18 protein-coding genes are annotated in these 18,178 nt (G+C 40.5%); 3 read left to right on the top strand and 15 right to left on the bottom strand.

All coding sequences use genetic code 11. The annotated features are described in order from the left end of the window. Window positions 1-329 precede the first annotated feature (329 nt). From ACQKMF_RS04980 to ACQKMF_RS04970, 3 genes are all read right to left on the bottom strand, one after another. Window positions 330-2,183 carry an LTA synthase family protein gene (locus tag ACQKMF_RS04980; protein ID WP_427572029.1) on the bottom strand — a complete coding sequence of 618 codons (1,854 nt, stop codon included), beginning with the start codon at window positions 2,181-2,183 and terminating at the stop codon, window positions 330-332. Window positions 2,184-2,362: 179 nt separating this feature from the next. Further along, window positions 2,363-3,334, bottom strand: a complete 972-nt coding sequence (locus ACQKMF_RS04975; RefSeq protein ID WP_402938414.1) for an ROK family glucokinase — start codon at window positions 3,332-3,334, stop codon at window positions 2,363-2,365. 14 nt (window positions 3,335-3,348) lie between these two features. Beyond that, window positions 3,349-3,558 carry a YqgQ family protein gene (locus tag ACQKMF_RS04970; RefSeq protein ID WP_101222565.1) on the bottom strand — a complete coding sequence of 70 codons (210 nt, stop codon included), beginning with the start codon at window positions 3,556-3,558 and terminating at the stop codon, window positions 3,349-3,351. A 213-nt stretch (window positions 3,559-3,771) separates the two neighbouring features. Between ACQKMF_RS04970 and ACQKMF_RS04965 the strand changes: the two genes are divergently transcribed. Further along, a complete protein-coding gene (locus ACQKMF_RS04965; protein ID WP_402938417.1) occupies window positions 3,772-4,629 on the top strand; it encodes a hypothetical protein in 858 nt (285 codons plus the stop codon). Here ACQKMF_RS04965 and ACQKMF_RS04960 read toward each other — a convergent pair. The 5 genes from ACQKMF_RS04960 to ACQKMF_RS04940 all read right to left on the bottom strand — a co-directional run bounded on the left by ACQKMF_RS04960 (window position 4,624) and on the right by ACQKMF_RS04940 (window position 8,220). Continuing rightward, the gene (locus ACQKMF_RS04960) at window positions 4,624-6,162 is read right to left on the bottom strand and encodes a rhomboid family intramembrane serine protease (protein WP_427572026.1); all 1,539 of its coding nucleotides are present in this window, start codon (window positions 6,160-6,162) and stop codon (window positions 4,624-4,626) included. The genes ACQKMF_RS04965 and ACQKMF_RS04960 overlap by 6 nt on opposite strands. 165 nt (window positions 6,163-6,327) lie before the next feature. Then, a complete protein-coding gene (locus ACQKMF_RS04955) occupies window positions 6,328-6,516 on the bottom strand; it encodes a hypothetical protein (RefSeq protein ID WP_101222568.1) in 189 nt (62 codons plus the stop codon). A gap of 75 nt (window positions 6,517-6,591) precedes the next feature. Beyond that, window positions 6,592-7,164, bottom strand: a complete 573-nt coding sequence (locus tag ACQKMF_RS04950) for a 5-formyltetrahydrofolate cyclo-ligase (protein WP_260359048.1) — start codon at window positions 7,162-7,164, stop codon at window positions 6,592-6,594. Between the two features lie 179 nt (window positions 7,165-7,343). Continuing rightward, a complete protein-coding gene (gene rpmG, locus ACQKMF_RS04945; protein ID WP_028391797.1) occupies window positions 7,344-7,493 on the bottom strand; it encodes a 50S ribosomal protein L33 in 150 nt (49 codons plus the stop codon). A gap of 118 nt (window positions 7,494-7,611) precedes the next feature. Continuing rightward, window positions 7,612-8,220, bottom strand: a complete 609-nt coding sequence (locus ACQKMF_RS04940) for a hypothetical protein (RefSeq protein ID WP_101222570.1) — start codon at window positions 8,218-8,220, stop codon at window positions 7,612-7,614. Window positions 8,221-8,646: 426 nt separating this feature from the next. Here ACQKMF_RS04940 and ACQKMF_RS04935 point away from each other — a divergent pair, with 426 nt between their 5' ends. Next, window positions 8,647-9,027 (top strand): hypothetical protein, encoded by a 381-nt coding sequence (locus ACQKMF_RS04935; protein ID WP_260359049.1) that lies wholly within the window; start codon window positions 8,647-8,649, stop codon window positions 9,025-9,027. A 2-nt stretch (window positions 9,028-9,029) separates the two neighbouring features. Continuing rightward, on the top strand, window positions 9,030-9,482 hold the full coding sequence (locus tag ACQKMF_RS04930; RefSeq protein WP_427572023.1) for a hypothetical protein: 453 nt from the start codon (window positions 9,030-9,032) through the stop codon (window positions 9,480-9,482). A 68-nt stretch (window positions 9,483-9,550) separates the two neighbouring features. On the opposite strand, the gene phoU is transcribed toward ACQKMF_RS04930, so the two are convergent. The 7 genes from phoU to ACQKMF_RS04895 form a co-directional block, all read right to left on the bottom strand. Beyond that, entirely contained in the window at window positions 9,551-10,204 is a 654-nt protein-coding gene (phoU, locus tag ACQKMF_RS04925; RefSeq protein ID WP_101222573.1) for a phosphate signaling complex protein PhoU, read from the bottom strand. Between the two features lie 20 nt (window positions 10,205-10,224). Next, window positions 10,225-11,046: a phosphate ABC transporter ATP-binding protein PstB gene (pstB, locus tag ACQKMF_RS04920; RefSeq protein ID WP_397315861.1), complete on the bottom strand. Its 822-nt coding sequence runs from the start codon at window positions 11,044-11,046 to the stop codon at window positions 10,225-10,227. Window positions 11,047-11,067: 21 nt separating this feature from the next. Beyond that, window positions 11,068-11,946 (bottom strand): phosphate ABC transporter permease PstA, encoded by an 879-nt coding sequence (gene pstA, locus ACQKMF_RS04915; protein ID WP_101222575.1) that lies wholly within the window; start codon window positions 11,944-11,946, stop codon window positions 11,068-11,070. Window positions 11,947-11,949: 3 nt separating this feature from the next. Then, entirely contained in the window at window positions 11,950-12,849 is a 900-nt protein-coding gene (gene pstC, locus ACQKMF_RS04910) for a phosphate ABC transporter permease subunit PstC (RefSeq protein ID WP_427572418.1), read from the bottom strand. 138 nt (window positions 12,850-12,987) lie between these two features. Further along, entirely contained in the window at window positions 12,988-13,953 is a 966-nt protein-coding gene (locus ACQKMF_RS04905; protein WP_106026896.1) for a PstS family phosphate ABC transporter substrate-binding protein, read from the bottom strand. 212 nt (window positions 13,954-14,165) lie between these two features. Beyond that, window positions 14,166-16,334 (bottom strand): peptidoglycan D,D-transpeptidase FtsI family protein, encoded by a 2,169-nt coding sequence (locus tag ACQKMF_RS04900; protein ID WP_427572020.1) that lies wholly within the window; start codon window positions 16,332-16,334, stop codon window positions 14,166-14,168. A gap of 194 nt (window positions 16,335-16,528) precedes the next feature. Beyond that, the gene (locus ACQKMF_RS04895) at window positions 16,529-17,749 is read right to left on the bottom strand and encodes an MFS transporter (RefSeq protein WP_101222578.1); all 1,221 of its coding nucleotides are present in this window, start codon (window positions 17,747-17,749) and stop codon (window positions 16,529-16,531) included. Window positions 17,750-18,178: the final 429 nt, after the last annotated feature.

Genomic DNA, 18,178 nt, shown 5'->3' with positions numbered 1-18,178 from the left:
CTGAAAGTCTATAGCGGAAAAGTTGATTGGAAGAGTTGGAAAACCGAAAGCTGTTGTCACACGTGCAGCTTATAAAACACTTGCAATTACCGAGTTACTTATTATCGTGAGTATCAATCACCGAAACATAATTGCGCAACGAGTTCTTTTTTTAGCACAAAGATCATCAAAAATAGTGACACGTCATAATGGGCAAGAATAAGTGGAAGTATCACGAGAGGTCAACTGTTTCTCCATACCTGCTTCAATTCCGATAAAGAATCAAAAGGTCCCATCTCGGAACCCTTTTGTGTACAAAAAGAAACCTGGATTGCGCCAGGTTTCTTTTTTCAACGTTGCTCATAAAATCGGAGCAAATCCCCGTAAATGATTTTGTCGGAGTAATCAAGCTCCTGTTTCGCCTTTTCCAAATACTTCTCACAGGAACCCTTTTCAGTCGCCCTCCCAGTCTTTTTATCATAGCAGGTATCCATCGTATAGAGATAATCCTTCGTGATGAAACTGCTATCGCGAAGAACGGTGAATTCTAATTTCTCTTCAGAAAATAGATCTTTGCCGAATTCGATATAATCATCATTTTCAATCCCCAATAAATGAAGGAGTGTCGGCCTTACATCAATTTGGCCGGAAACGGTGGAAATCGTTTTTCCCTTCTGACCGGGGATATGTATGATGAGCGGGACACGCTGAAGCTGGATGGATTCGAAAGGTGTGATTTCCTTCCCAAGGAACTGGCTCATGGCAGAGTTGTGATTTTCCGAAATTCCATAATGGTCCCCATATAGCACAATTATGGAATCCTCATATAATCCATCACGTTTCAAATCGCCGATAAATCGTTCCAAGGCTTCGTCCGTATAACGTACGGTCGGAAAATATTGATTCAATGTTTTGGAATTTGAATCGTACGGCTCCAATGTCCGGTCTTCCTCATTCAAAGTGAATGGAAAATGATTGGTTAACGTTATGAACTTGGCATAAAAAGGCTCAGGCATCCTCTTCAGGTGAGAGATTGATTGTTTGAAGAACGATTTATCATTCAAACCCCAATTGATGGAATTCCCTTCAGAGACTTTGTATTCATCACTGTCATAAAACCGCTGGTACCCTAGGGAATCGTACATTATGTCACGATTCCAAAAGCTTTTATTATTGGCATGCAAGGAAGCCGTATAGTAACCTTCTTCCGATAAGATTTCGGGGGTGGCTTTGTATTCATTTTGGGCATGAGTGAAAAATACTGCACCTCTGCCTAAAGGATAGAGGGAATTCTCAATAATGAATTCTGAATCGGATGTTTTCCCCTGGCCAGTTTGGTGATAAAAGTTATTGAAATAATAGCTCTCTTTAATGAATTCGTTCAGAAAAGGAGTGATTTCTTCACCGTTGACAGTTTTATTGATGACAAAGCTTTGTGTGGATTCCAATGATACAAGGATCACATTTTTGCCTTTTGCCAGACCATAAAGATCATCATTAACCTCTTTTTGATTGGCACGGACATAATTTTCAATTTCCGACAATTCACTGCCATCCGCAAGGGCACGTTGAGCTGATGATTTCGTCTGTAATATTGCATCATAGAGGTGATAATGGTACGTACCGATATTCTTAACGAGGATTTCGCGGTCAAACGTTCTTGTCAGTAGTTCAGGACGCGACGCTTCAGCTAAAGCTAAGTTAAAAAATGTCACTCCTAAAGCGATTAACATGAAGAATCTACGATCCTTTGGATTATATCGACATTCATGGAATGTTTTTGGTTTGTATTTCAGCAGCAGCATCAAGAAAAGGATATCGGCAAAATACAATAGGTCACTCGGATTGATCAATTCATGTACACTGCTTCCAAGGTCGTTCATATTGCTCGTTTGAAAAAGAACGGGAATCGTTAAAAAGTCATTGAAAAAGCGAAAAAAAACAAGGTTGGCAAAGAGGATGAAGGTGATGGAAAAACTCATGATCAATAAATATGCTGTCCTTCTATTTTCTTTTAAAAATATGTGCACGCCAAGAGTAAGCAAAAGGAAACTGAAAGGATTGATGAATAGTATGAACTCCTGGAGCCAATTATCAATATCTATCTCAAAACTTGTTTTATAAGCAATATATGTTTTAAGCCAAAGTGAAATGAATACGACCCAAAACAATGAATATCCCTGTTTTTTGAAGACCCTTTTCAATCTTGGTCCCTCCTCATCGAAGAAGCGCTGGAGCCATGGTCCTGAGCGCCTCAATCATGGGTCATGGTTCTCCCTCTATTTAAATGCAGGAACGATTGCCCCACCCATCAAAGCGGGGAAATTTTTTCAAAAATCCATCTTTTTTTCTTATACCCCTGTTAGCACAGGGCAGCAAGGCATCACGTATTCATTTGGCTTTTAATGAGCCAGGCTCCACCTATCACCCCTGCATCATTGCCTAGTGTGGCCAGGCTGATTTTCGTTGATTTACTAACCCGTTTGAATGCATACTTTTCGAAGGCAGCACGGACAGGATCAAGCAAAATGTCTCCCGCTTGTGAAACTCCCCCGCCAATGACGATTTTATCTGGATTCATGACATTCCCAACATGTGATAGTGCCAGTCCCAAGTAATTGCCCACCTTATCCACCACAGCTTTGGACATAGGATCACCTGCTGCAGCGCATTGGAATAACAGTTTGGAATTAACCGTATTTCCCTCGTCGACTTTCTGCTGAAGCAATGACTTTTCATCGGCGGTATTCAAGGCTTCTAAAGCCATACGGACGATTCCCGTTGCCGAAGCAACCGTTTCCAGACAACCAGTCTTGCCACAATTGCATGGTGCCCCTCCGTCCGTTACGACCGTTATATGCCCTATTTCTCCAGCAGCCCCACTGGTACCATGGACGATTTGCCCATTATGGATGATCCCGCCGCCTACACCCGTTCCCAGAGTGACACAAACGAGGTCTTTGGCTCCATTACCGGCACCTTTCCACATTTCTCCCAAAGCTGCCATATTGGCATCATTATCGATCACAGCTGGAAGAGATGTCTCCACTTCCAGTAAATCTTTTAAGGGGTAGTCCTTCCAGCCTAAATTGACGGCTTCATATATGGAACCGTTAACAAATTTCACGGGGCCTGGAGCACCCATTCCTATCCCTACTATCTTACTCTTCGGTTCATTAAGTTCAACGAGCTTCGCATCAATTGCTTTTGCTATATTAATCGTAATGAATTTTCCCTTTTCGGAGATGTCCGTGCTGATTTCCCATTTATGAATGATCTCTCCGTATAAATTGATCAGAGCCAGTTTGGTAGTTGTACCGCCTAAATCCACACCCATCAGCCATTTTTCCATCATTCTCACCTTTTTTATCAATTTTTTTTCTGTTTTTCCCTTTCAAGAGACAATTGCTGTCTAATTAAAAGGATCGCCATTTGATAATCTTTCGTATCCATCATCTGCATACGGTGGATTTCCCTTATTTCGGCCTCCATCATTTCAAGCTCGGCTAAGCGATCACCAATATAGATAAATGTACCGAATCTTTTCAAGTATTGTTGAAGATCATAATATGTTTTCATAGTAAACCTCTTTACTCTTTTCTTTAGGAAAGTATATCGAATCAGCCTTTTGGTAACAAGCGACCAATTCCCCCTTTGATAATTTCCCCCATCCCCCTCATACATGTCCAACTGTATTCATATGATGAAATATCAAGAATGTGGACTCTTTCGATTTGATTCAACAGCTTAATATTTTTAACCACTCATCACGCGCGAAAACGGAGGGGAAAAATGAAAGTACAATTGAAGTATACCGTCTTTTTGGTCTTGACCACCATTTTTGTCATCCTATATTTATCAAATCATAAAAGGGCAGAGGAAACCATCATTTTTTTTCCCATCGATTCCTCGCTTCATTTTGAACATGCTTCCACCAACCTGACACCGGAGGGCACCGGGGATTCAACCTATACCATCACTTGGAGGGTGGAATCTTCATTGGACCAGACAGCTTACTTGCGTCAAGACGTATCGCTTTTATACAAAAATGGAAAATTGGCAGGAGCCTTAAAAAATTGGCGCCAAAATAAACAAGAACTCTCTCAAAAAGCGAAAACTAAAGAAACCGAGAGTGGTCGATATGAAGCGGTAACGTTTCATTATGCCGAGGTTCATCCGAGTGACACAATTTTCACCAGTGCCCAGCAGCTCAGTAAAGATAAACTCTATACAGTAACGACACCGGTTTTTCAATTTTTCCACCGTCCCCTTTCGGAAGAACAGGTTCAGTGGAAAAAAACGCTGGACGGCTTTACAGATCAAACGGTTCGAAATGGTTTGGAAAAAGCCGGTCAAGCATTTCAGGTTAATCTGGATCAGTACAAAATCATCTCTTTAACAGATTTGCCGTCAAAGAAAAATCAATGGCTTGCTGACTTCCCCCAATTCAAACGGGAAGAAATTGTGGGAAAACTGTGGGAAGGACTTTACAAAAATTACGTGTTGGGAATAAAAAAGGAGGATGGATCCACTGTGAGTCCACAAGGCAGCACCATCCCCCTATTGCTTATGGCTAAAAATCAAAGTGAAATACTTGTCTTGTTTACCCTGGAAGACGGTTCCCCAATCATGCTGCGTCAAAAGTTATAGTCGCTTTTCAATTTCTGCCAGCAGTTTTGTATATGATTTATTATCCGGGGCAAGCTCAATAGCCTGAACAGCTTGCTCCTTAGCTTGATCGAATGATTCGAGATTCATGTAGACTAAGGCAAGATTGTAATGGGCTTCATGCAAATCCGGATTGCTTTCAATCGCTTTTTCATAATAATCCCTGGCTTTATTTATGTCCTTATTATCAAAAGATAAATTTCCCAGCATAAAAAGCGATAGCGGTGCATCAGGATTTGCATCAACATAATTGTTTAACATCTCTTCCGCTTTATCCTCTTCATCATCATCAATATATTTTTGGGCCATCATGGCCATCGTATTATCATCCATAGCTGCACTTTCCTGATGATTGAATCCAAAGTTAAGAAGGGCATAGGTCAGTATTGCCGACCCGATCAGAAAAGCCAGCTGCCGTAAGATATTCCTGGACTTTGGCAGATGCACCACTCCAGCAGCCAAGAACCCTCCGATCAAACCTCCGATATGCCCTGCATTATCAATTCCCGCTACGGTGAAACCATATATTAAGTTAATGATGATCAACACAATCACCGATGAGCCCATCGAGCGCATGAATAATTTCGGATAGACGATGCCGAAGTACAGAAGTGCCCCAAAGCAGCCAAAAATGGCTCCACTCGCCCCTGCGGAAAGATTCGGGGTCATGATGAAGCTGCCTAGAGTTCCAGCGAAACCAGCGAATATATAGATGAAAAGGAACCTGGCATTACCGTAAATCCTTTCAACCTCAGCTCCGATCAAATACAATGAAAATGTATTCATCAATAAATGAATGAACCCAATATGGACGATCATCGGTGTAAAGAACCGCCACCATTCCCCTTGCATGATATAAGGGGAAAATTTAGCGCCAAACTCAATCAAAGTTTTGGAATTGGTGCTGCCCCCATTAAACTCCATCAAGATGAATACAGCTATTTGTAACGCCATGAATATATATGTAAAGAATGGCTTATTGGCATTTTGAAATACCTTCTGCTCAGCCTTAGCCTTTTTGACTGACTCAGAGATGGCGTCTTTCTTCACTGCGAGAATCTTTTCCTCATCTATTTCATTATCTTCAAGAACTTGAATTGACAGTGGTTTTTTCAAAACATGTTCAAGGTTTTGCAACGAATCATGAAAGTTTTCACAAGTTAGAAGAAACGTGTTAACATTCGTTTTTTTAAAGGAAGCCACTCGTGAGCTAAAGTCATGATCATCCACCGGGGCGAATTTACTAACATAGATACTTAATATGTCAATGGGCTTTTTGTATAATTTCCTTCTGATCCTTTCCCCATTCTGCAAAGTTCGGTCGATATCGCGTTTCAGCCAATTAGCCCAATCCAAATCATGTCGAATGAGTCTAATGACTGGAAATTCTTTATTCTTATCGCTCTCTAGCCAAATCTCCTGATGGTTTTCAGTGACAGTGATCATTCGATAATCATAATGGGCAGACAACTCCCTTATGGTTTCCCAAAACAAATAATCCTCTTTAAATCCCAATGCCTTCCCCACTTTCCAATGAAACTTATGCTTCTGAAATTCCTGTTTCTTAATTAAAACTATAGACTAAATCATGAAAAAAGTAAAAAAGGAGACTGCTTTCCCGCTCCTTAAAAATAAAAAAAGGAACCCCTGATCAGGTTCCTTTTTAAGATGCAGGCTTTCTCATTTGGTCTGACTGAACATGCTTTGCATCATTTTATCCCTGAACATTGGCATATCCAAGGATTTAGTCACTAGAAATCTTCTTAAAATGCCGTTGGACAGCGCAACATTTATCAGGCGGTACCGGTTTTTGTAACCTGCATAAACAGCTAAACCAACCAAGAAGATTTGAATAATTAATCGAAGCATAACAATCCCTCCTATCCATAGTGTGATACAGGACAGGATTTTTATGAGCTAAAAGTGATAATTAATAAACTTCTTCTAATGGGAGTACGTACGTATTACCCTGGATGGGGTAATGAGTTTGCCGACCGCTATATCATGAACCTCTATCGGGAGTTCATCCATTAATTGAAGCTCGTATGTAAGGGCCAATGTATCTCCTCGGTAATAAGATAGGAAACGGTCATAATAACCGCCTCCAAAGCCTAGGCGATACCCTTCCTTGGTAAAAGCAAGACCGGGTACGATCAATGCATCCAATTCCTCTTTCCGAGCCTTGGCTGTTTCAGCCACTGGTTCAAGCAACCCGTAATAAACAGACTCCAGCTGATTGAAGGACGAGATTTTCTTGAATTCCATTGTCCTTTTTTCAGGATCACATTTTGGTACTGCCACTTCTTTTCCTTCACTCCATGCTTGTTCGATGATCCGTACCGTTGGAACTTCGGGCGGTATGGAGATGGTGATGCCAACGGTTTTTGCTTTTTTCCATTCCTCCAGTGAAAATAAGTTTTCAGCGATTCGGTTCGATAGTTCCTCATGTTCCTCTTTAGTCAGCTCCATTAAACGGGACCTAGCTTCTTGGCGGAGCTTTTTTTTATTTTCTTTCATCTCTTCCGACTCCTTTAGTCTACTTCTATCATTATCTCATAATATTTGTTCATATACGAAAAATACGGTGTCGGAAATTGCCGATCCATTAATGCAACCTGAAAATAACCACTAAAGGAAAGAGAGGAAGAAGGGATTAAAAAAATGCATAAAAAAAACAACAGGAAAAATCCTGTTGCTTACTTTGTTTCGCGGTGAGTCGTGCTGCGTTTTTCTCTTGAGCAGTATTTTTTAAGCTCAAGACGGTCTGGATTGTTACGTTTATTTTTTTTAGAAATATAGTTACGGTCTCCACATTCAGTGCAAGCTAATGTAATATTTACGCGCATTGTGTATTTCCCTCCAAACATATTGACTTTTTCACATAGGACTTTTCTATAATAGCATTATTCAATGCGAATTGCTAGTATGTTTTTTGGGAAATCCAACTTTAACTTTTTTGAATTCTTAATTGTTTACGTTTTGCATCGTCAGGAGGAGCTGATTATTTATGACTTTCGCCTCTTCTTTCGTTTCAGCATGAATGACCCAGGCCACAGCTTCCACACATTCCTTCGGCAAGATTTCAGTCTCTAGCGTAAACACACTGGTAACTTCCCCTTTGGCGAGCGGTGAATAAGCCAAGAGCCCCTCCTTCAATGATTTGAAGCATCCCTCTTGATATAGGCTTCCCTTACCTTGGATACAATATTGAGAGATGCTTTTTCCTTTCACCAATCCACCCAATAAAGCAATCGACTGAGGAGCTACATGTAAAATCGCCCGTTCATTCGGGCTGTAAAAAGCCACCGCCTGCCTTTCGAAAGCGTTTTCATAGTGAAAAAACACTTTTGGGCGCTTCGTCTCGAATGATGTATTTCTAATCGTGAACTTCGAAAAGGTCACCTGCCCTTGGGTATATGTTTGTGAAAGTGTCCGGATCTCTCCATTCGGATGACTCATCATATCTTCCTCAGGATACCAATCAAAACTCTCATCCATCCATAACCCAGCCTTTAACCCCTTACGAAATATATCCTGGTTATCCTGCGGCATATACGCGAATAGCGAATTCATATAATCATCCCTTCCCCTTCTTTATCCTTATATATAGCTTATCGTTAGGCGCTGACAGTGAATCTATCCACTTTGGAATCTGCACACCATTTTCTTATAGTCAACCGATTTTTAACTATTCAAAATATTTTGTTTTTTCGATTTATTCTATCTTTATGTTAGCACTGAATTGGCTGATGGACAATAAACACATTTTGTCGAATTTTATGTATGTTATCTCTTAAAGGTTTTTTTCCCATTTTAATGCCTGATTTTTTTTATTCAACGACGGTCATTAAGCTTTTCGACAATATTTGAAACAAAACAGACAATAAATGAAGTTTACGGCCCATTTCGGAAAATATAAAAATATGAAAATCTCCATTTTTTTAAAATTATGTGTAAAATATAAATATATTGTCGGAAATTAGCTTCTGAGGTGAAAACATGGAAACACTTATCATCCTTCTTTTTTCTTTAGCGATCGTCCTTCTCATCATTTCCTTTTTCGGTAAAGATAAAGTTGCCAAATTAGAGGAAGATTTGGAGCAGATGACACTAACGTATATGCAGGATATCTACCAATTAAAGAAGAAGGTGAAGATTCTTGAAGAGGAATTCGTTATCCAGGACGATCCTGCTCCCCCTGTAAAGGTTAAATCAATTGTCAATTCCAATGATAGCGAACCCATTCATGAAATTTTAAAAAGCCAGGTTCTATCTTTATATAGTCAAGGTCTTTCTTTGGACCAGATCGCCAAACAATCCTCATTAACGAAGGAACAAACAATTTCAGTGATCGAGCAGCAAAGATTGCGGGGTGAATAAGAATGAACAAAGCAAGACTGCAAGGTCTTTCCGCCGGTATCATTTTTACAACAACAATCTTTGCTGGCTATCATTATGGCACCGGATTATTCGAAGGCACCACTCCCACTGAGGAGGAAGCTAAGGAATTGCTCGTGAAGAAAGGATTCGTCGTTACACACCCTATGGAGGAAGCTAAAAAGACCGTCCAATCAAAGGATCCAGATAAGGATTCAATGGAGAAAGGGGCTTCAAAAAAAGATCCCTCCATCGTCACCTATACAATTAAAGTGAAAACGAATATGACCACAACCGAAATTGCCGATAGCCTTGCCAATGAAAAAATCATCGATGATGCTGCTGAATTTGAAGCTTACATGAATGACCATGATTTCTCAAAAAAAATACAAATCGGTGAGTTTGTTGTTACGAATAATATGACATATAGACAATTGGCCAATACTTTGACCCATTAATGAATAAGAGAGGCTTTTAAATGGACGATGTCCGAAAAAAGCCTCTCTTTTTTTCAATTAGGATCGGTTCATTCATTCCTGCCGATATATCTCCCTCTTACCAGGAAGTAAATATTCTCTGCGATATTCGTTGTATGGTCCGCTGTCCTTTCCAAATATCGAGCTATTAAGGAAAGCTGTGTAACCTGCTGAAGGTTTTTTTCATCTGAAAGGCGAAGGAGACTCCGAATCATATCTCCATAAAAGCTATCAACCTCGTCATCCATTTCAATGATCTCTCTTGAAAGAACTACATCTTCCTTCTCAAATGCTTCTATTGAAAGTTGAATCATCTTTAATGTAATATCATGCATCTGCTTTAATGGTGTTAAAGGCAGAATAAATGGCTGGTCACCGATTCGGATGGCTGATTTAGCGATATTCACACCAAAGTCCGCCATCCTTTCAATATCAGAGGCGATTTTTATGGCAGCAATGATACGCCTTAAATCAATCGCAACCGGCTGCTGCTTAGCAATCAGCAAAATCGCAAAGTCATTAATTTCCTCTTCCAGTAAATCAGCGATTGTGTCATCATCAATAACTTCAAGAGCCTCTTCTACATTATTGTTTTCCAATGCGGCATATGATTTTGATATGGCATTTGAAGCTAAATTAGCCAACTTCACGATTTTCTCCTGTAACTCTTTCAATTGAAGCTCGAAATTTTCACGAACGATCATTATCGCATCTCCCTTTCTCTTTAACCGAAGCGTCCGGTAATGTAATCTTCTGTTCTTTTATCATTCGGATTAGAGAAGATGGTGTTTGTATCAGAATATTCGATGACTTCCCCATTTAAGAAGAAGGCTGTTCTATCAGAGATACGTGCTGCCTGCTGCATGTTATGGGTAACGATGATAATGCTGAAATCCTTTTTCAGTTCTTGGACCAATTCTTCTATTTTCAAAGTGGATATCGGATCAAGAGCAGAAGTCGGTTCATCCATTAATATGACATCAGGTTCGATGGCCAAACATCTGGCAATACAAAGGCGCTGTTGCTGTCCACCTGAAAGTCCATATGCATTTTCATGCAGTCGGTCTTTCACTTCATCCCAAATGGCTGCCCCTTTTAAACTCTTTTCAACGATCTCATCAAGAATTTTTTTATTTTTAATTCCATGGATTTTTGGTCCGTATACAACATTTTCATAAATTGATTTTGGAAAGGGATTAGGCTTTTGGAAAACCATTCCCACCTGTGTCCTTAAATCTTCCACCTTATAGGACTGATCGAGGATATTCCTGTTTCTATATTTAATCTGGCCTGTCGTTTTCACATCCGGGACTAGCTCTATCATTCGGTTCAATGTTTTGATGTAGGTCGATTTCCCACATCCTGAAGGCCCAATGATGGCGGTCACTTCATTTTGGTGCATATCCAGATTAATATTTTTCAAAGCATGGTTTTCTCCATACCATAAATTGAGATTGGATGTTTCATACACCTTTTCCGTCAAGGCAGCTGATTCGACATTTTCGATTCCGATTGCCGTTGACTCTTTTTCTCTCGTTAAGGTCATATTCATGCTTCCTTCCTCCTATCAGTATCTTTTCTGGAATTTATTTCGAATTATAACCGCTATTGAATTCATGAATATTAACAGGATGAGTAAAACGATGATTCCCGCGGCAGCAACCTGCTGGAATTCCTCCTGTGGCCGGGATGTCCAATTATAGATTTGCATCGGCAGCACTGTGAATGTATCCATGACCGTTTGAGGTAAAAAGGCGATGAACATTGGTATGCCAACCACCACCAATGGAGCCGTTTCACCGATTGCACGTGATAAAGCAAGTATCCCCCCAGTTAAAATGCCAGGTATCGCAGCAGGCAGGACCACTTTCAATATCGTTTGCCACTTTGTTGCACCCATTCCAAATGAAGCTTCCCTTAAATCACGAGGTACGGCACGTATGGCTTCTTGGGCAGCCACTATGATGACAGGAAGAACAAGTAGGCTCATCGTCAAGCCTGCTGCCAATATGGACCGGTCCAAGGCTAGGGCACGAACGAAAACCGTTAAACCCAAAAGTCCAAATACTATTGACGGGACACCTGCCAGATTGGAAATATTCACTTTGATAAAAGTGGTGATCCAATTCTTCCGGGCATATTCCTCTAAATAAATGGCCGTTCCAACACCAAGCAGCAGGGAAACCGGGGCCACCACTACCATCAACCAAATTGAACCGATCAACGCTGCCTTTATACCAGCCTCTTCAGGTTTCCTGGAAGCGAAATTCTGAAGGAAATCCCCATTCAGACTGCCAATTCCTTGAGTGAATATCCGATAAAATAAGATGGCCAATACGAGGAGGCCAACCAATGTTGCCAAGAAGAATAATCCTTTACAAATCGTGTTAACAGCCAGCCTAACAGGCATTTTTTTTGCAACATGACTTTTGTTTATCAGTTTCATGTCTTAGTATTCCTCCCTGAACTTGCGAGAGATGAACTGCGCCAGTAAATTCATGATAAGCGTAAAGACGAACAGTGTCATTCCAACCGCATAAATGCTGTAGTAAATCGTTGTCCCATATCCTGCATCCCCCGAACTTACCTGTACAATATAAGCGGTCATCGTTTGAATCGATGAAGTGATATCCATGCTCATATTTGGGGTCGAGCCACCGGCAACACTCACAATCATGGTTTCCCCGATCGCTCTGGATAGAGCAAGAACGATGGATGCCACAATTCCTGAAACGGCTGCTGGCAATACCACTTTAATTGTCGTTTCGAGTTTCGTTGCTCCTAAGGCATACGCACCTTCGCGAATCGACTTCGGTACTGATACAAGGGCATCTTCCGACAAAGAGGCTATCATCGGCATGATCATGATTCCTACAACGATCCCAGGACTTAGAGCATTGAACATGTCAAGGGAAGGAAATAAATCCCGCAAAACCGGTGTTACAAAAGTTAAAGCAAAGAAGCCGTAAACGATAGTAGGAATTCCAGCTAAAACTTCTAAAATCGGCTTAATGATTCTGCGTGTTTTCTCTGATGCATATTCACTCAAGAAAATGGCTGTTGCAAGTCCTACTGGAACTGCAACCACCGCTGCTATGACTGTTATCTTCAACGTTCCAACGATAAGGGGCATAATCCCATAGGACGGTGCAGATGCAAATGGCAGCCATTTAGCTTCCGTAAAAAATTCGACGATGGATACTCTGTCAAAAAAGATGAATGTTTCAAATATAAGCGTCAGGATGATCCCGATTGTAGTAAAAACGGAAATTGCCGCCGTAAAGAACAAAAGCTTAGGAATGACTTTTTCCATATTGATTTTTTTCTTACTTTTCTTTTCCAGAATCATTTGCTGTACAGAATAGGTTTCTGTTTTTCTAAGTTCCAACTTGCATCCTCCATTTCAGACACGCAATATTTGGATTTACAAGCTGTTACCCCCGCCTTAATCGAGTCAAGGCGGGATTTCAATAGCCTGTAATATCGTTTATTTTTCCAATTCTTTTAATTTATCAAGATCTTTCTGGTACTCTTCTTCCGGCAGGCTGATATAACCCACTTCTTCTGCAAGCTCTCCTGCATTTTCAATGACGAATTGAGTATAATCTGCAACTTGTTCTTTTTCAGCTACCGACTTATTAGCTACATATGTGTAAAGTGGACGTGACAATGGTGCATACTCCCCACTTTTAATCGTTTCATGCGTTGGCTCTACAGCACCTTTGCCGTTGTCGATAGAAATGATCTTTAACTTATCTTTATTTTCAGAGTAGTAGGCATAACCGAAGAATCCAATCGCATTTTTATCACCTTCTACACCTTGTACAAGAACGTTATCGTCTTCTGAAAGCGTAGCATTTTCCACCATTGGTTTTTCTTCAAGGATCACTTCATTGAAATAATCATATGTTCCTGAATCTGTTCCCGGAGAGTAGAATTTAATTTCTTCATTCGGCCATTCAGGACGTATATCAGACCATTTCTTCACCTTTCCATTATCAATCCACAGTTTTTGAAGTTCTTCAACTGTTAGTGAATCGATGAAATCATTATCTTTATTGGCAACGATTGAAATACCGTCAAATGCCAGTTTCAATTCTGTATATTCAACACCCTTTTCATCAAGTAAGGCACTTTCTTCTTCTTTCACCGGGCGGGATGCATTGGCTAGGTCCGTATCACCAGCGATGAATTTCTTGAATCCCCCACCTGTTCCTGATGATCCAACTGAAACCTTCACATCAGGCTGTGTAGCCATATATTCTTCTGCAACTGCCTCCATGATTGGAAAGACCGTTGAAGAACCATCCGTAATAACTTCGCCCTTGAGTTGATCTGAAGCCGCTTCATTTCCTTTACCGCTGTTTGAAGTATCATTAGATCCACATCCAGCTGCCACTGCGATTACTCCACCCATTACTGCGGTCATAGCCATAAATTTGAAACGTCTCATTTGTAAATCCCCCTAAGAATTTTATATGAATATTTTGTCCTACTCTCACATCATACTTTCAGACTGTAAATTCCGTTTAAAGCATTTGTAAATATTCAGTAAATAATTGTGTACTTATTGTAAAGCTGAAAGAACTGTGCTGATCCCGTTCTTAAAATGCAAAAAAAAAAACACGTTTCCGGTTTTACCCAAAAACGTGTTTTAACCTTTTGTTATTCATTTTCCTGGCTTTTTCTAACTTCAGCCTGGTCCTTTTGAACGTCTTTACCATTCTCCACCTTCAAATCGGTCGAGGTTTCGGTATTTTCCTTCTTAGCCCGTTCTTTTTTCAGTTCGAAATAAGTATCCATGATTTCTTCACCTATTTCTTTACTCATGCTATGGCCCGTATGTCCTTGATATGCCCACGGCACAACGACCGCAAAAGCGACCTCAGGATTTTTAGCTGGGGCATAACCCACAAGCGTGATGTTCATCGTTTCTTGGGGCTCGCTATAATTCATCCGGTTCGGGCCGTCATAGAATGCTTCCGCCGTCCCGGTTTTAGCTGCCACTGTATACGATTTATTCCCAAAATAGGTATAAGCCGTTCCGCCTTGTTCCATCGCAACTTTATCGAAACCACTCTGAACACGTTCAATCCATTCGTCCTTCATATCAAGATGATTAAGGACAGTCGGTGAAACGTCTTCGGCAACAGGTCCCAATTCCTCATTATTATCAACTGGATCGCGGATTTCCTTAACCATATGCGGCTTCATGCGGTTACCGCCATTCGCAATGGTTGAAACATATTGCACGAGTTGCATTGGTGTGTACGTATCATACTGTCCTATAGCAAGGTCAAGCAGCTTACCTGGCGATGTTTCGGAACCTTTGAACCCGCTCATTTCATTAGGAAGATCAATACCCGTGCGGACACCCAAGCCAAACTGGGCAAATGAATTCCTCATGGTTGAAAACGCGCCTGAACTAATGTTCAAAGGTTCATTCGGCACATAATGCGCACCCGCAATATTAATTGCCGTTCTGAACATATAAACGTTCGAAGATACTTTCAATGCGGTCAAATCATTAATGTTCCCGAAGTCACTATATGAACCTTTAGCTTTAGTACCCTTGATCTTAAGCTTTGTATCATAAAAGTACGTACCCGGCTGGATCGCACCTTGCTGATAACCGGTTAAAACGGTAGCTCCTTTAACCGCAGAACCCATCGTATAGGAAGTCGTGATATTTCCTAATGCGAAGTCCTCAATGGTGGATTTCCCCGTTTCTTGATCCTTCTCATATTTCTTGCCAGCCATCGTTAATACTTCCCCTGTATCGGGATCCATCATGACGACAAAGGCCCTGTCCAAGAATTTGGTGTTACCCATTTTTTTCTTGGCAATCAATTGCTTTTCAATGATTTCCTCAGTTGCAAGCTGTAAATCCATATCAATTGTCAATATAAGATCTTTTCCTCGCGAACCTTCGGTAATCACTTCGGAATCGACGACATTTCCTGACTTATCGGTCACATTCCTTACTTTCGCTTTCTGACCTTGAAGGATATCTTCATATTGCGCCTCAATATAACTCTTACCTACACGGTCATTCCGGCTGTAATCACGTGCAAGGTAGTAGTTCAGGCTTTCACTTGGCAACCCTTCTTCAGATGAGGAAACTTTACCCAATACAGATTTAAGTGTTTTATTATATGTATAAAAACGATCCCAATCTGTAGATATATCGACCCCTGGGAGCGAATCAAGGTGTTCACTCACCTTGGCGAATTCTTCTTTAGTTACTTCCTTGTTTTTTACAATTTGCGGGGTAAGGGCATATCCGCTTGCAAATTCCCTATAAATGGCAAGAACTTCTAGATCCTTTTCCGAAAGCTTTGTTTCTTCTTCATTAATCCGATCAAGCTGAAGCTTATACAAATCACTTTCTTCCATCTCGCCCTCTTCCACTTTTTTCCGTTCTTTATCGGTAATCTTTTTCTCGGCCAGCTTTGGATTCTTCAAAATCCAAAAATCCTTTTTATCGCGTTCAGTTACTTTGTCTGTTTCCTTTTCGATCAACTTCGCTAGTTTCTCAGCCGTTTCCACCATTTCTGTTTGTTTCGTACCTTGTTTACGTGTATATGTAATTGCATCCAGTGGTTGGTTATCGACCATCAGTTTCAAATTCCGGTCATACATTTTCCCACGGGGCACCGAATTATTTACGGTCACTTCCTCTGTTCTTTCAATCTCACGCCGGTAATCATCACCATAAACAATCTGTACAACACCCAAGCGTAAAATTAAAGCGGAAAACAAAACAAACACTAAAAAGAAAAGAATATTCAATCTGAAAGGCACATGCGTCTTTTTCTTTTTCTTTTTATTCACACTAAGCCACACATCCTTTTTACATAGTCATAATAGGTCCTATACCATTCTATAGAACATTTATATTTTTTTCTACCTTAGTGTTCTAGAAATATTAAACATCTAACGAACTTTACATAAAAAGTGACTTACGGCTCATAAATCCTAAAACGGTAAGTCCTGATATTGGAAAAGAGACCTCTAAGGCCTCTTTTTCAGTCTTGGTCAATGATATCGATTTTCCGTATAAACCAATATATCACGGTATGCCCTGCCCCGACGATTAACAGATAGATCGGCAGTACTTCCTTTAGGTCGAATAACATGACGGAAAGTATGAATCCTGATATCGAGACGATCCTTCCAAGATGAACGAACAGTTCCCGGACAACGATATATTCAATCCTCATTTCCGCTGCCTTCCAAGCACGGCCTATAATGTCATACGTCAACGATATATAAGGGACCAAAAGAATAGGGTAAGCGGTAGCTACAATTGCCCCATAAATGAGAAGCTTCCCGAATGTGATATCAAATGCAATCAATAAGACCCCTGCATACAACAGGATTCCTCCAATAAGAATGGCCTTTTTTCGCATCGGCTGTTTTATATATCGTGAAGCAAAAAAATACGCAACGAATGAAATGGCCGAATTTAACAGACCATAGCTCCCTAAGGCAAGTTCACTATCCGTCTGAATGAAAACGTTAATCGAAATGATGAACATGAAGGTGCCCTCTCGTATCCCTTGGAAAAAGTGAGCACGAGTGATCAAAAGCCAATTCCGATTATTTTTCCGTTCCTGCAATATCCGAAGGAAACAGTATCTGCCATGTGCTGGACGTCTTTTTAAAGAAAAGCTAAGAAACACCGCAACGGAAAACAATAGCAAAGACAATCCGAATACAATGGAATATCCCGTGAATTTTTCAAGCCTCGAAATGATGAACCCTGAAAGAATCGGACCGACCATTCCCCCAAGGGATGATAAAATCCCTAAAAAACCATTGAAGAAATCCCTTGTTTCCGGTTCAGTAATCTCAAAAGTCAAGACATTATAGGCAAGCCAATAAAACCCATAACCGATTCCTAACAGTCCACCAAGCAACCAAAGGAAATCCGTTGCCCGTGTGCCGACCAATAGGACTGATAAATAAAATAGGGCCAAAAAGATAACACCCAGACGCAAAACAATGATTCGATCCACTTTTTTCGCCAACCTGCCAGCAAAGACAAAGGTAAGCGGTTGAAAAAGCACCACGGTTAGATTATATACGGCAATATCAACAATTTGACCGGATTGTTTCCACAAGTACACATTAACGAATGTATTGGATAAAGCAATACTTAGGCTGTACAGCCCGCCAATAAACAAAAGGAGGTGCAGATCCTTCTTTCCCCCCGCTTCACCCAACCATCTCTCTAAAATACCCATTGTTTTAACTCTCCTTTAAATTCCACTCTAGTGTTTGAAAAAACAAAAGAATTTATGTAAAAAAAGGTAAAGAAAACTCTTTGATTGGCGAGCCAGGATGGCGATGACAGAGAAGTAGTTGAACTTATACTTTTTTCCTTTTGATTTTGGAAAAGAACAGTATATAGAAAACTCTTTGATTGGCGAGCCAGGATGGCGATGACAGAGAAGTAGTTGCACTTATACTGTTTTCCTTTTAATTTTGGAAAAGAACAGTATAAAGAAAACTCTTCGATTGGCGAGCCAGGATGGCGATGACAGAGAAGTAGTTGCTCTTATACTGTTTTCCTTTTGATTTTGGAAAAGAACAGTATAAAGAAAACTCTTCGATTGGCGAGCCAGGATGGCGATGACAGAGAAGTAGTTGCTCTTATACTGTTTTCCTTTTGA

Origin of the sequence: Peribacillus sp. NPDC101480 (assembly GCF_050277335.1) — a bacterium.
Classification (GTDB): domain Bacteria; phylum Bacillota; class Bacilli; order Bacillales; family DSM-1321; genus Peribacillus.
Note: the sequence above shows the minus strand (reverse complement) of the source record. Positions and strands in the feature narration are given on the sequence as shown.